Here is a 13,132-nt window from a genome sequence, read left to right as displayed (position 1 = left end):
AAACCGATAACCCGCGCGGTCTGCCGCGCGGGTTTTGTTTTTACGTCGCGCAGAGCGTGATGACGTAGTCACCGGCCTTAATCCATTGCAGCCGATACTCCCCGGCGGAGATCCGAAGAAGCAGATTTCCTTCCTTTATATACGTCACCTCAAAATCGCTGAAACCCACGCCGTTCTGTATTTCGGGCGGGCTGGCCTTAAATGCGCTCTCTTTTGCCGAAAACGCCAGCGTCAGCGCCAGCGCCGACGGCAGGCCGCTGGCGTCCAGCAGGCTTTTTTCCGCGCTATTGACGATGCTGCTTTCCAGCTCGGCCGCGAGGGCGGGAGACAGGATGCGCTCAATATCAACGCCGACCGGCCCGGCGGAGACAACCGCCAGCGCGCTGCGTTCGCAGTGGCTGATGCTGCCGTACCACGGCGCGGGCCACAGGGGCTGGCGTTGGTCGCCAATGGCAGGGATCTCTGTCTCACCGACCTCCCGCAGCGCATAAACCGCGGCGATACGCCCGGCAAGATGTTCGCTCTGCCGCTTGCGGGCGCAGCCGCTTAGCCGGGCATGATGAGGCAGCCAGAGGAGATCTTCAGGCCGAAAGGTCAATGGGTCGAAATCGACACGCTGCAGCGAGCGATCGGCAAGCTGAATGATAGAACGTTGGGTTTGCATAGGGGGGATGTTAACAGATTCTCCCCGCCGCCCTCTATGGCAAGAGGGCGGGGGGAACGGCCAGACAATCAGAAGTGGGTATTGACGCCCAGATACCAGGTGCGGCCTGATTCGTTATAGGTATTGGCGCCCGCGCCAGCCATATAAGAAACATCGGTCAGGCTACCGGTGGTTTGCGCATTCCCCGCGCGCCAGTGGCGCTTGTCGAAGACGTTATCCACGCCGCCGGTCAGGCTGACGTTTTTGGTCACATCCCAGGTGGCGCTCAGGCCAACGATGCTGTATGGGCTGACTTCATCCGTTTCAGAACCCACCGCGGGCTCACCTTTGTAGTTATATTTCTTCGGCTGCTGCTTGCCGTACCAGGTGAAGGTCGACTGTACGGAAATATCCTGCTGAATCTGCCAGCTCAGGGTGGAGTTCAGGGTATATTCCGGAATAATCGACAGACGATCGCCGGTTTCCTTGTTTTTACTTTGCAGCATATAAGTGATGTTATTGGTCCAGTTCACCGTTTCGCTGACCGGCACGTTCAGGGTGCCTTCCAGACCTTCAACCACCGCTTTAGGCACGTTTTCCCACTGATAGATATCAGTTTTCACTTTACCGTTCGTAGTCTGCGAAATCGGCGCGTAGCCGGCTTCGATTTTATCGCGGTAGTCGTTGCGGAACCAGGTCACCCCCGCCAGCCAGCCGTCGCGTTTAAACTCAAGGCCAATCTCTTTGTTGATGCTGGTTTCGGCTTTCAGGTCATCGTTACCCATCATGTAGCAACCGGTACCGGTACCGCTGGCGTAGCAGCCCTGGCCTTTGCTATAGAGAATATAGTTCGGGTTGGTTTGGTACAGGCTCGGCGCTTTATAGGCGCGGGCGATGCCCATTTTTAACGTGAAGTCATCCCCCAGACCCTGAGACAGGTTGAGCGACGGGCTCCAGTTGTTGCCGACGATCGTGTGATGATCGAAACGCAGCGCCGGCGTCAGCATGGTGGTGTCGGTCAGCTCCACGTTGTCTTCGGCAAACAGGGAGAAGATCTCGGCCTTCGAGTATGGGCTACGGCCGGTGCTGTCATAGCCGTCGATATCGCCGCCCATAAAGGTCTGGGTATTTGACGCCCGATCCTTCATCCGCTGCTGGTTCCACTCGGTGCCCAGCGTCAGGTTCTGGTTAAACACCAGATCCAGCGGGATGTTAACTTCGCTGTGCAGCATCACGTCGGCGAGGTCGATATCGCTGAACTGATCGCTGTTGAAGATACCTTCCGTACCGCCCGCCAGACCTTCGCCTTTACGCGAGTTACGGGTACGTTCGTACTGGGCCCAGTTGCTGGTGGTCACGCCGTTATCCCAGCCGCCGTTCCAGGTGACGGAATAAGTCTGGCGATAGAGGCGGTTCGTCTCTTTCCCGTAGTTCTCTTTCACCAGATCGTTGGTATTGGTGTTCTGCGTATCGCCCGCGTAGAGGTTGCCCTGACGGCTGTAGCCGGATTCAAACTCCAGCGACTGCATCGGGGCGAAATCCCAGCGCACGACGCCGTTAATGTTCTTATTTTTAACCCCTTCACGCCCGGCAGGCATGGTATTAGCGTACGCACCGGTACGCTCTGACTGATGCCCGTCGTTGATATCCCAGGCATCGGCCTGCGTTTTATTGAGGTTGCCCAGCAGGCGGAAGCTGAAATCGCCGCCCAGCGGGCCGCTGAGGCTAAAGTTGGTGCGTTTGGTCGAGCCTTCTTCTTTATGCTCCGGGGCGTTCATGTAGGTGTTCCATGAACCGTGCCATTCGCCGTCGCTTTTCTTGGTGATGATATTGACCACGCCGCCCGCCGCGCCGTTGCCGTAGCGCGCGGCCGCCGGGCCGCGAATGACTTCAATACGTTCGATCAGCTCCGGCGGTACCCATGAAGTATCGCCGCGGGTATCGCGCTCGCCGCGCCAGCCCAGACGCACGGAGTTGCGGCTGGTCACGGGCTTGCCGTCAATCAGGATCAGGGTGTTTTCCGGGCCCATGCCGCGAATATCAATCTGGCGATTATTGCCGCGCTGGCCGCTGGTGGAGTTGCCGGTCAGGTTAACGCCGGGCATGGTACGGATAATTTCCGACACGTCACGCGCAGGCGGGCGTTTACGAATTTCATCTGCGGTAATGGTTGAAACGCCGGGCGCCTGCAGGTTCTGCTCGGCGGCGGTGACGACCATGGTTTCATCAGCGGTTGCGGTTTTGCTATCGGAGGCGGTTTCCGCCGCGCTCAGCGGAAACGCAGCCCCGTAGATTCCCAGATTGACCAGCAAGGCCAGGGATTTGATCCTGTTATTCATTGTAATTCCTGCTTTTTGTCGCCACCTTCTCCAAAAGACCCTTCCCAGCGGGAGGAGAGGCGGTATCAATGTTGCCAGTCGAGGGCAAAGGGCGCTCCGTCGCGGACTAAATGAGCCCTCTCAGACATGTTTAATTTTGAAAGACGCGCTTCCCACAGCGCGCTAATACGCTATTGCAAATGAAAATAGTTATCAATAATATTATCAATAAATATTGCGTTTATTAATGCGTTTGTTGATAAATGTCACGATAAACATAGGGTTGAAAAGGAATGCATAAGACAGGAAGTGACGACTGGTGGCAGCATATCTCCGGCCCGCAAATCGAAGCCGTTGACGGCGCGTATCGGGTAACCTTCTGGTGGCGCGATCCGGCGGGCAACGAAACGTCTTCGGCCATCCAGCGGGTATGGATTTATATCACCGGCGTGACTGACCATCATAAAAATGCCGTACCGCAAACCCTGCGGCGCATTCCCGGTACCGATGCCTGGTACTGGCAAACCACGCTTTCTCCGACCTGGCGCGGCAGCTATTGCTTTATCCCTTCCGCCCGCGACGACGACTTTTCCCCCCAGCTTTTTAACGGTGACGGCCCGGACCGCGCGCTGCTGCGCGAAGGCTGGCGCAGGCTGCTGCCGCAGGCGATTGCCGACCCGCTCAATCCGCAAAGCTGGAAGGGAGGGCGCGGCCACGCGGTCTCCGCGCTGGAGCTGCCTGCAGCCCCGGAGCAGCCGGGCTGGGCGATACGCGATGAACCTTATCCACCTCCGCTCTGCATCGAATGGCAGAGCCAGCGACTCGGCAACCGCCGACGGATATGGGTTTACGCCACCGGCGACGCGCAGCCGCAGGCGCGCCCGCTGGCGATCCTGCTGGATGGCCAGTTCTGGGCAGAAAGCATGCCGGTATGGGCGCCGCTGGCGGGCTTAACCCGCGAAAAACGGCTGCCGCCGGCGGTTTATCTACTGATTGACGCGATTGATAATCCGCACCGGGCCGCGGAGCTTCCCTGCAATGAGGCGTTCTGGCTGGCGGTTCAGGAAGAACTGCTGCCAATGGTTCACCGGCTGGCGCCTTTCAGCGATCGCGCCGATCGCACGGTGGTGGCGGGTCAGAGCTTTGGCGGCCTGGCCTCGATGTTCGCCGCGCTCTACTGGCCCCAGCGCTTTGGCTGCGTGCTCAGCCAGTCCGGCTCTTACTGGTGGCCGCATCGCGGCGGCGCGCAGACGGGTCTGCTGATTGACCGCCTGAGCCGCGGCGAATTACATCCGCAAGGGCTACGTATCTGGCTGGAAGCCGGTATTCGCGAGCCGATCATTTTTCGCGCCAACCAGGCGCTACTGGCGCATCTGGAACAGCAGACGATTTTCTGGCGTCAGGTTGACGGCGGGCATGATGCGCTGTGCTGGCGCGGCGGGCTGACCGCCGGGCTTATCCAGCTGTGGCAGCCTTTATGCCGTGATGAGTAACAACGCGCGCTTTACGAGGAATTAGACATGCAATTCAGTAACCCCTTCGACAATCCGCAAGGGCAGTTTTACATCCTGCGCAATGGCCAGCAGCAGTTCAGCCTGTGGCCGCACTCCTGCGCGCTGCCGGAAGGCTGGTCGGTGGAGTGCCCGCCGCAGTCGTTAGCGGCGTGCAATGACTGGCTGGCGGCAAACTGGTCTACCTTGACCCCCGCCCACCATGCATCCTGAGGAGCCCACGATGACCACACGTTTACCGCTGGTTGCGGCGCAGCCGGGGATCTGGATGGCGGAGCGCCTCTCGACGCTGCCCGGCGCCTGGAGCGTCGCCCACTATGTTGAGCTGCGCGGTGATATCGACCCGATACTGCTCGGCCGGGCCATTGTCACCGGGCTGTCGCAGGCCGACACCCTCAGCATGCGTTTTTGCGAAGATAACGGCGAAGCCTGGCAGTGGGTCGATGAACATCGTGCGTTTGCCGAACCGGATTACCGGGATCTGCGTGCCGCGAGCGACCCGCACGCGGCCGCGCTGGCGCTGATGCAGGCCGACCTCGGACAAAACCTGCGGGTGGACGGCGGCAATCCGCTGGTCTGCCATCAGCTGCTGCGGGTGGGCGATAACCGCTGGTACTGGTATCAGCGTTACCACCATTTGCTGGTCGATGGCTTCAGCTTCCCGGCGATTACCCGCCAGATCGCCGCGATCTACCGCGCCTGGCAGCGCGGCGAAGCGACGCCTGATTCCCCGTTTACGCCGTTTGCCGAGGTGGTGGAAGAGTATCAGCGCTACTACGGCAGCGACGCCTGGCAGCGCGACAAACAGTTCTGGCAGGCGCAGCGTCAGGCGCTGCCGGCACCGGCCTCGCTGTCGGACGCGCCGCTGGCGGGAAGGGCGACCAGCAGCGATATCTGGCGCATGAAGCTGGAGGTGGATGCCGGGGTCTTTAGCCGGCTGGCGGCAGGGGCGCCGCAGTGCCAGCGCGCCGATCTGGCGCTGGCGCTGACCGCCCTGTGGCTGGGACGGCTGTGCAGCCGAACGGACTACGCCGCGGGCTTTATTTTTATGCGCCGCATGGGCTCTGCGGCGCTCACCGCTACCGGCCCGGTGCTCAACGTTCTGCCGCTGGCGGTCACTATTGACGCCGGGGAAACGCTGCCGGAGCTGGCCACGCGTCTTGCCGGGCAGCTGAAGAAAATGCGCCGCCATCAGCGCTATGACGCCGAACAGATTGTGCGCGACAGCGGCAGAGCGGCGGGCGATGAACCGCTGTTTGGCCCGGTGCTCAATATTAAAGTCTTCGACTATCAGCTGGATATCGACGGCGTGGAGGCCATTACCCACACCCTGGCCACCGGCCCGGTCAATGACCTGGAGCTGGCGCTCTTCCCGGATGAAGCCGGGGGGCTGTCGCTGGAGGTGCTGGCAAATAAGCAGCGATACGAGGAACGGACGCTGCGTAACCATATCTCCCGACTCTCCGCGCTGCTGGCCCAGTTTGCCGATAATCCGACCCTGCGCTGCGGCGAGGCGAATATGCTGTCGGCGGCGGAAACGGAACAGCTGCGGCAGGTCAACGCGACCGCCGTCGACCTGCCGCTCACCACCCTGAGCGCGCTGGTAGCGGAGCAGGCGGCGAAAACCCCGAATGCCCCGGCGCTGGCGGACGGCCGCTGGCAGTTTAGCTACCGCGAGATGCGCCAGCAGGTGGTGGCGCTGGCTGAACAGCTTCGCGCGCGGGGCGTCAAGCCGGGCGATAGCGTCGCGGTCGCGCTGCCGCGTTCGGTATTCCTGACGCTGGCGCTGCACGGTATTGTTGAGGCCGGCGCCGCGTGGCTGCCGCTGGATACCGGCTATCCCGACGATCGTCTGCGGATGATGCTGGAAGACGCCCGGCCGTCGCTGCTGATTACCTCTGAAGATCAGCGGGCGCGCTTTAGCGATATTCCCGGCCTGGAAAGCCTGTGCTACCAGCAGCCGCTGGCGGCGGGCGAGTCCGCACCGCTGGCGCTCTCACGGCCGGAGCATACTGCCTATATCATCTTTACCTCCGGCTCTACCGGGCGACCGAAAGGGGTGATGGTCGGGCAAACCGCCATCGTCAACCGCCTGCTGTGGATGCAGGACCACTATCCGCTCTGCGCTGACGACGTCGTGGCGCAGAAAACGCCGTGCAGCTTTGATGTGTCGGTCTGGGAGTTCTGGTGGCCATTTATCGCCGGCGCGCAGCTGGTGATGGCCGAGCCGGAAGCCCATCGCGATCCGCTGGCGATGCAGCGGTTCTTTGCCCGCTATGGCGTCACCACCACCCACTTTGTGCCGTCGATGCTGGCGGCGTTCGTCGCCTCGCTGGAGGCGGAGAACGTCGGCGCCTGCCAAACCCTGCGCCGGGTATTTTGCAGCGGCGAAGCGCTGCCGACGGCGCTGTGTCGGGAATGGGAGCAGCTGACCGGCGCGCCGCTGCATAACCTGTATGGCCCGACGGAAGCGGCGGTGGACGTTAGCTGGTATCCGGCCTGCGGGCCCGAACTGGCGGCGGTAAGCGGCACCAGCGTGCCGATTGGCTGGCCGGTGTGGAATACCGGGCTGCGCATTCTTGATGCCGCCATGCGCCCGGTGCCGCCGGGCGTGGCGGGGGATCTCTACCTGACCGGCATTCAGCTGGCGCAGGGCTATCTGGGGCGCCCCGATTTGACAGCCAGCCGCTTTATTGCCGACCCTTACGCGCCGGGCGAGCGCATGTACCGCACCGGGGACGTTGCCCGCTGGCTGGATAACGGCGCCGTCGAGTATCTCGGGCGCAGCGACGACCAGCTAAAAATTCGCGGCCAGCGGATTGAGCTGGGCGAGATTGACCGCGCGATGTCCGCGCTGCCGGACGTTGCGCAGGCGGTGGCTCACGCCTGCGTCTTCAATCAGGCGGCGGCGACCGGCGGCGATGCCCGTCAGCTGGTGGGCTACCTGGTTTCTGACTCCGGCCTGCCGCTGGACGCCGTCGCGCTCAAGGCGCGGCTTGGCGAACAGCTGCCGCCGCATATGGTGCCGGTGGTGCTGATACAGCTGCCGGCGCTGCCGCTGAGCGCTAACGGCAAGCTGGATCGTAAAGCGCTGCCGTTACCCACGTTGAGCGGTGAGCGCAGTGGCCGTCCGCCGGAGCCTGGCGTGGAAACCACCGTCGCCACGGCCTTTAGCCAGCTGCTCGGCTGCGAGGTGAACGATATCGACGCCGATTTCTTCGCCCTCGGCGGCCATTCGCTGCTGGCGATGCGCCTGGCGGCGACGCTCGGCCGCGAGCTGGAGCGGCAGGTGACGCCGGGGCAGGTGATGGTCGCGTCTACCGTCGGCAAGCTGAGCGCGCTGCTGGCATCGGACCTCAGCGATGAGCAGGCGCAACGGCTGGGCTTCGACGCTCTCCTGCCGCTGCGCGAGAGCGACGGCCCGACGCTATTTTGCTTCCATCCGGCTTCCGGTTTTGCCTGGCAGTTCAGCGTGCTGGCGCGTTATTTAAGCCCGCGCTGGTCGATCGTCGGCATTCAGTCGCCGCGACCGCAGGGACCGATGGCCACGGCGGCGGATCTGGATGCGGTGTGTGAACATCATCTGCAAACCTTGCTTTCGCAGCAGCCCCACGGCCCCTATTATCTGCTGGGCTATTCGCTCGGCGGTACCCTGGCGCAGGGGATTGCCGCCCGGTTACGCCAGCGCGGCGAAGCGGTGGCCTTCCTCGGGCTGCTCGATACCTGGCCGCCGGAGACGCAGAACTGGGCGGAGAAAGAGGCGAACGGTCTGGATCCTGAGGTGCTGGCGGAGATTGCCCGTGAACGCGAGGCGTTTCTGGCCGCCCAGCAGGGGCAGGCTTCCGGCGAGCTGTTCAGCGTTATCGAAGGCAACTATGCCGATGCGGTGCGCCTGCTGACCACCGCGCACAGCGCGAAGTTTGACGGTAAGGCGACGCTGTTCGTGGCGGAGAAAACCCGTCAGCCGGGGATGGACCCGCAGGTGGTGTGGGGGCCGTGGGTCGGCGAGCTGGAGGTGTTCAGCCAGGATTGCGCCCACGTGGATATTATCTCTCCGCAGGCCTTTGAAGCGATCGGCCCGGTGCTCAGGGAGATATTGGATTAGGGGCAGATGAACTCCCGGGTTGCGGCTAACGCCTTACCCGGGCTACCGTTTGTGCCAGATTGGGTAGCCCGGCTAAGCGCAGCGCGAGCCGGGAAGCATTAGCGCCAATGTATCAGCCCGGCTCATTTACCGGAGGCGGCACCTGACACGGCTGTCCGGGCTACCGGACCGCAGATGGCGGTGAACCTGTAGCCCGGCTAAGCGCAGCGCGAGCCGGGAATCTCTACTTGCGGCCCAGCGGCACCACCAGCGGCGTATGCGCCACCGGATCGTCAATGATCGTACAGCGCAGGCCGTAAATTTCCTCGATCAGCGCCGCATTGACAATCTCCTTCGGCGCGCCCTCGGCGACGATTTTGCCGTCGCGCAGGGCGATCAAGTGGGTCGCGTAGCGGCAGGCCTGGTTCAGATCGTGCAGCACCGCCGCCAGGGTATAGCCCTTCTCCTGATTCAGCTCGCTTAGCAGCTCAAGCAGGTCGATCTGATGGCTGATATCCAGCCAGGTGGTGGGCTCATCGAGCAGCATAATCGCCGTCTCCTGGGCCAGCACCATGGCGATCCACGCCCGCTGGCGCTGGCCGCCGGAGAGCGTATCGACGCTTTGCAGCGCCAGGTCGGTAATGCCGGTGGCCTTCATCGCCCTGCTGACCGCCTCTTCATCCTCTTTGCGCCAGCGGGTAAACAGCGGCTGGTGCGGATAGCGCCCGCGGGCCACCAGCTCCTGAACCGTAATATCTCCCGGCGTAGTGGCGTTCTGCGCCAGCAGGCCGATCCGCTTCGCCACCTCTTTACTGGCGTAACGCTGGATCTGCTCGCCGTCGAGATACACATGACCGGATGTCGGGGTCATCAGGCGGCTCAGGGTGCGCAGCAGCGTCGATTTACCGCAGCCGTTAGGGCCAATAATGGCGGTGAAGTGGCCGTCGGGAATGGTGACGCTCAGCGATTCGGCGATGGTTTTTTTGCCGTACGCCAGGGTCAGCTGGTCGCCGCGCAAACGGGAGGTTACAGCGGTCATTTTTTGCGGGACTCCTGAATTAACAACCCGATAAGGTAGATGCCGCCAAGGCTGACGGTCACCACGCCCACCGGTAACTGATAGGGCATAAACAGACGCTGCGCGCAGTAATCAGACAGCGCCAGCAGCAGGGCGCCGCACAGCGCCGCCTGGGCCAGCCCCCAGCGCGCGGTGCCGCTGAGGCGGCGCGCGATATGCGGCGCCACCAGGGCGATAAACGAAATCGGCCCGGCGAGCGCGGTAGCGGCGGCGGTCAGCACCACCCCGACCAGCATCAGCAGCAGCCGCGAGCGCTCAACCCGCACGCCCAGGGCGCAGGCGGTATCGTCACCCATCTCCAGCAGCCGCATGCGCCGCGCCAGCAGCGCCCCGCAGACCAGCATCAGCAGAATCAGCGGCGCCGAGGGCCAGGTTTTTCCCCAGGTCAAACCGTTAAGCGAGCCTGCATACCACAGCCCGGCGGAGAGGGCGGTTTCCAGCGAAGCGCGCAGCAGCAGCCAGGTATTGAATGCCACCAGCATAGCGCGCACGCCGATGCCGATAATAATCAGGCGAAAGGTTTCAATCCCGTTGCGCCACGCCAGCAGCCAGACCGCCAGCGCGGTAAGGATCCCGCCAGCCATGGCCGCCATGGCGATGGCCGCCAGGTTCTGGCCAAACATCACCATCGCTACCAGCACGCCGCTCCAGGCCCCGGTGTTAAACCCCATCACGTCCGGGCTCCCCAGCGGGTTGCGGGTCAGCGACTGGAAAATCGCGCCGCTGACGCCGAGGGCGGCGCCAATCAGCAGCGCCATCAGCACGCGGGGCAGGCGCCACTCGGTCACCACCATGGCGACGTTGCGCGGCGCATCTCCGAGCAGCGCCGAGATAACCTGCTCAACGCTCAATGGCACCAGGCCGGTGCCCAGCCCCCACAGGGAGACCAGCGCGCTGGCGACCAGCAGCAGCAGGCAGCTAAAAATCAGGCGACGAGAAGGCGCAATCACATGCCACCTCCGCGCGGCTGGCGGCGTACCAGCCAGATCAGCACCGGTGCGCCGATAAAGGCGCTGACCACCGAAACCCGCAGTTCGCCGGGCACCAGCAGGCGCCCCAGCACGTCGGCAAACAGCAGCAGGGCAGGGGTAGCCAGCAGGGTCACCGGCAGCGACCAGCGATGATCCGCGCCCACCAGCCAGCGGGCCATATGCGGCATCATCAGGCCGATAAAGGCGATGGGCCCGACCACCGCCGTGGCGCTGCCGCACAGGACGGTAATCGCCAGCAGACCAATAAGCTGAGTACGCGCGACCCGGCTGCCGAGCGCGGTGGCCGTATCGTTGCCGAGGCTCAGGCTGTTTAAGGCCCGGCTCAGCAGCAGCGTCACCAGGCCGGCAATGAGTACCGGGATCAGCACGATTTTCAATGTTTGCAGGGTGCGCACATCCAGCGAGCCCGCCTGCCAGAAGCGCAGCTGGTCGTAGACGTCAGGGTTAAGCAGGGCGATACCGCTGGAAAGCCCTTCCAGCACCGCCGCCAGGGCGACCCCCGCGAGGGTCAGGCGAACCGGGCTCAGCTGGCCGCCGCCCTGGCTGCCGGTAAAGGCCACCAGCAGCGAGGCGCCGAACGCGCCGCAAAAGGCCATCAGCAGCTGCTCCTGCGGCGAGGAGAGACCAAACAGCGCCGCGCCCAGCACGATAGCGAAGCTGGCGCCGGAGTTGACGCCGAGGATCCCCGGGTCCGCCAGCGGGTTGCGGGTCAGCGTTTGCATCAGCGCCCCGGCCAGGCCCAGCGCGGCGCCGGCCAGCAGCCCGGCGAGGGTTCGCGGCAGTCGTGCATCAAGGACGATGGTGCAATCGGCGCTCTGGCAGGTGCCGGTGAAGGCATCAATGACGACGCTAAACGGCAGGGGTTTGGCGCCGACCAGCAGGCTGAGCGCAACGGCGATGATTAAAACGATTAAAAGACCCGGCACGGCAAAGGCGCGCGCCGCGGTCGTGGAAGACGACATGGCTTACATCCCTGACATGATAATGATAGTAATTATCGTTATCGATTCTATCCGGTTATGTTAGCATGTGCACCCATAAAAATGGTATGGAAAATAATAACAAGGCGCTGTCATGAACCGACAATCCTGGCTGCTGAATCTCAGCTTGCTGAAAACCCACCCGGCCTTTCGCGCCGTCTTTATCGCCCGCTTTATCTCGATCCTGTCGCTTGGCCTGCTGGGCGTGGCGATCCCGGTACAAATCCAGCTGATGACCCATTCCACCTGGCAAGTGGGGCTGTCGGTGACCTTAACCGGCGGGTCGATGTTTGTCGGTCTGATGATCGGCGGCGTGCTTGCCGACCGCTATGAGCGTAAACGTCTGATCCTGCTGGCGCGCGGCACCTGCGGGATTGGCTTCGTCGGCCTGTGTCTCAACGCCATGCTGCCGGAGCCGTCGCTCATCGCCATCTATCTGTTGGGCATCTGGGACGGCCTGTTTGCCTCAATCGGCGTGACCGCGCTGCTGGCGGCGACTCCGGCGCTGGTTGGCCGGGAAAACCTGATGCAGGCCGGGGCGATCACCATGCTGACGGTGCGGCTGGGCTCGGTGATTTCGCCGATGATCGGCGGCCTGCTGCTGGCAACCGGCGGCGTAGCCTGGAACTACGGCCTGGCGGCGGCAGGTACCTTTATTACGACGCTGACGCTGCTGCGTTTGCCGCGGCTGGCGCCGCCGCCGCAGCCGCGCGAGCATCCGCTAAAATCGCTGTACGCGGGACTGAAGTTTCTGTTTAACAGCCCGCTTATCGGCGGCATTGCGTTGCTTGGCGGCCTGCTGACCATGGCCAGCGCGGTGCGCGTGCTCTATCCGGCGCTGGCCGGGAGCTGGCAGATGTCGACGTCGCAGATTGGCCTGCTGTACGCCGCGATCCCTCTGGGCGCGGCGTTCGGGGCGTTGACCAGCGGACAGCTGGCGCAGACGGCGAGGCCCGGCGTGCTGATGCTGGCGACTACCGTTGGCTCCTTTGTGGCGATTGCGCTGTTCAGCCTGATGCCGGTGTGGGCGCTGGGCGCCCTGTGCCTGGCGCTGTTTGGCTGGCTGAGCGCGATAAGCTCGCTGCTGCAATATACGCTGATTCAGACGCAAACCCCGGAAAATATGCTCGGGCGTATCAACGGGCTGTGGACCGCGCAGAACGTGACCGGCGATGCGATAGGCGCGGCGCTGCTCGGCGGCCTGGGCGCGATTCTGACGCCGGCCGCTTCGGCGAGCGCCAGCGGCTGGGCGCTGGTCATTGTGGGCGTGGTGCTGGTGGGGCTGCTACGCGAGCTGCGCCGCTTTCAGCGCCCGGAGACGGCGAGCGAAAATTAATTCAGCCGGGTTTCCCGGAGGCGGCGCGCTGCGCCTGTCCGGGCTACCGGCCCGCAGACGGCGGCGGACTCGTAGTCCGGGTAAGCGCAGCCGGGGAAGAAGCCGCACCGATGTATTTATCCCCGTACATTCCCGGGTTGCGGCGTAAACGCCTGACCCGGGCTACCGGCCCGCAGACGGCGGTGGACCC

9 protein-coding genes are annotated in these 13,132 nt (G+C 63.4%); 4 read left to right on the top strand and 5 right to left on the bottom strand.

Going from position 1 to position 13,132, the window contains the following annotated elements; all coding sequences use genetic code 11:
• Positions 1-40 precede the first annotated feature (40 nt).
• Together entD and ABLU67_RS14180 are read right to left on the bottom strand one after the other, a co-directional pair.
• The gene (entD, locus tag ABLU67_RS14185; RefSeq protein WP_048263526.1) at positions 41-664 is read right to left on the bottom strand and encodes an enterobactin synthase subunit EntD; all 624 of its coding nucleotides are present in this window, start codon (positions 662-664) and stop codon (positions 41-43) included.
• Positions 665-732: 68 nt separating this feature from the next.
• Positions 733-2,982, bottom strand: a complete 2,250-nt coding sequence (locus ABLU67_RS14180) for a TonB-dependent siderophore receptor (protein WP_348852348.1) — start codon at positions 2,980-2,982, stop codon at positions 733-735.
• A 272-nt stretch (positions 2,983-3,254) separates the two neighbouring features.
• On the opposite strand from ABLU67_RS14180, the gene fes reads away from it, so the two are divergent.
• The 3 genes from fes to entF are packed head-to-tail and all read left to right on the top strand — an operon-like array spanning position 3,255 to position 8,577.
• Positions 3,255-4,454 carry an enterochelin esterase gene (fes, locus tag ABLU67_RS14175; protein ID WP_275050571.1) on the top strand — a complete coding sequence of 400 codons (1,200 nt, stop codon included), beginning with the start codon at positions 3,255-3,257 and terminating at the stop codon, positions 4,452-4,454.
• A 27-nt stretch (positions 4,455-4,481) separates the two neighbouring features.
• A complete protein-coding gene (locus ABLU67_RS14170) occupies positions 4,482-4,685 on the top strand; it encodes an MbtH family NRPS accessory protein (RefSeq protein ID WP_025107039.1) in 204 nt (67 codons plus the stop codon).
• A 10-nt stretch (positions 4,686-4,695) separates the two neighbouring features.
• Positions 4,696-8,577, top strand: coding sequence for an enterobactin non-ribosomal peptide synthetase EntF (entF, locus tag ABLU67_RS14165; RefSeq protein ID WP_348852347.1), 3,882 nt, complete (start codon positions 4,696-4,698; stop codon positions 8,575-8,577).
• 223 nt (positions 8,578-8,800) lie between these two features.
• Here the strand turns inward: entF and fepC are convergent, their stop codons facing one another.
• From fepC to fepD, 3 genes are read right to left on the bottom strand one after another with little or no spacing between them, the layout of a single operon-like run.
• Positions 8,801-9,595 (bottom strand): iron-enterobactin ABC transporter ATP-binding protein, encoded by a 795-nt coding sequence (gene fepC / locus ABLU67_RS14160; protein ID WP_014837773.1) that lies wholly within the window; start codon positions 9,593-9,595, stop codon positions 8,801-8,803.
• Positions 9,592-10,584 carry an iron-enterobactin ABC transporter permease gene (gene fepG / locus ABLU67_RS14155; RefSeq protein ID WP_009653197.1) on the bottom strand — a complete coding sequence of 331 codons (993 nt, stop codon included), beginning with the start codon at positions 10,582-10,584 and terminating at the stop codon, positions 9,592-9,594. The genes fepC and fepG overlap by 4 nt, the downstream gene beginning before the upstream one ends.
• Positions 10,581-11,588, bottom strand: a complete 1,008-nt coding sequence (gene fepD, locus ABLU67_RS14150) for a Fe(3+)-siderophore ABC transporter permease (protein ID WP_014228353.1) — start codon at positions 11,586-11,588, stop codon at positions 10,581-10,583. Before fepD ends, fepG begins: the two co-directional genes overlap by 4 nt.
• Before the next feature lie 112 nt (positions 11,589-11,700).
• On the opposite strand from fepD, the gene entS reads away from it, so the two are divergent.
• Positions 11,701-12,942 (top strand): enterobactin transporter EntS, encoded by a 1,242-nt coding sequence (gene entS / locus ABLU67_RS14145; RefSeq protein WP_014228354.1) that lies wholly within the window; start codon positions 11,701-11,703, stop codon positions 12,940-12,942.
• Positions 12,943-13,132 lie beyond the last annotated feature (190 nt).

The organism is Klebsiella sp. GN_Kp190 (genome assembly GCF_040061795.1).
Classification (GTDB): Bacteria; Pseudomonadota; Gammaproteobacteria; order Enterobacterales; family Enterobacteriaceae; genus Klebsiella; species Klebsiella michiganensis.
This window is presented reverse-complemented; position numbering and strand designations above follow the sequence as displayed.

What these genes read in the sequence shown, in the direction of transcription:
- entD (WP_048263526.1), bottom strand. Translation starts at nt 664, where the DNA reads ATGCAAACCCAACGTTCTATCATTCAGCTTGCCGATCGCTCGCTGCAG.
- ABLU67_RS14180 (WP_348852348.1), bottom strand. Translation starts at nt 2,982, where the DNA reads ATGAATAACAGGATCAAATCCCTGGCCTTGCTGGTCAATCTGGGAATC.
- fes (WP_275050571.1), top strand. Translation starts at nt 3,255, where the DNA reads ATGCATAAGACAGGAAGTGACGACTGGTGGCAGCATATCTCCGGCCCG.
- ABLU67_RS14170 (WP_025107039.1), top strand. Translation starts at nt 4,482, where the DNA reads ATGCAATTCAGTAACCCCTTCGACAATCCGCAAGGGCAGTTTTACATC.
- entF (WP_348852347.1), top strand. Translation starts at nt 4,696, where the DNA reads ATGACCACACGTTTACCGCTGGTTGCGGCGCAGCCGGGGATCTGGATG.
- fepC (WP_014837773.1), bottom strand. Translation starts at nt 9,595, where the DNA reads ATGACCGCTGTAACCTCCCGTTTGCGCGGCGACCAGCTGACCCTGGCG.
- fepD (WP_014228353.1), bottom strand. Translation starts at nt 11,588, where the DNA reads ATGTCGTCTTCCACGACCGCGGCGCGCGCCTTTGCCGTGCCGGGTCTT.
- entS (WP_014228354.1), top strand. Translation starts at nt 11,701, where the DNA reads ATGAACCGACAATCCTGGCTGCTGAATCTCAGCTTGCTGAAAACCCAC.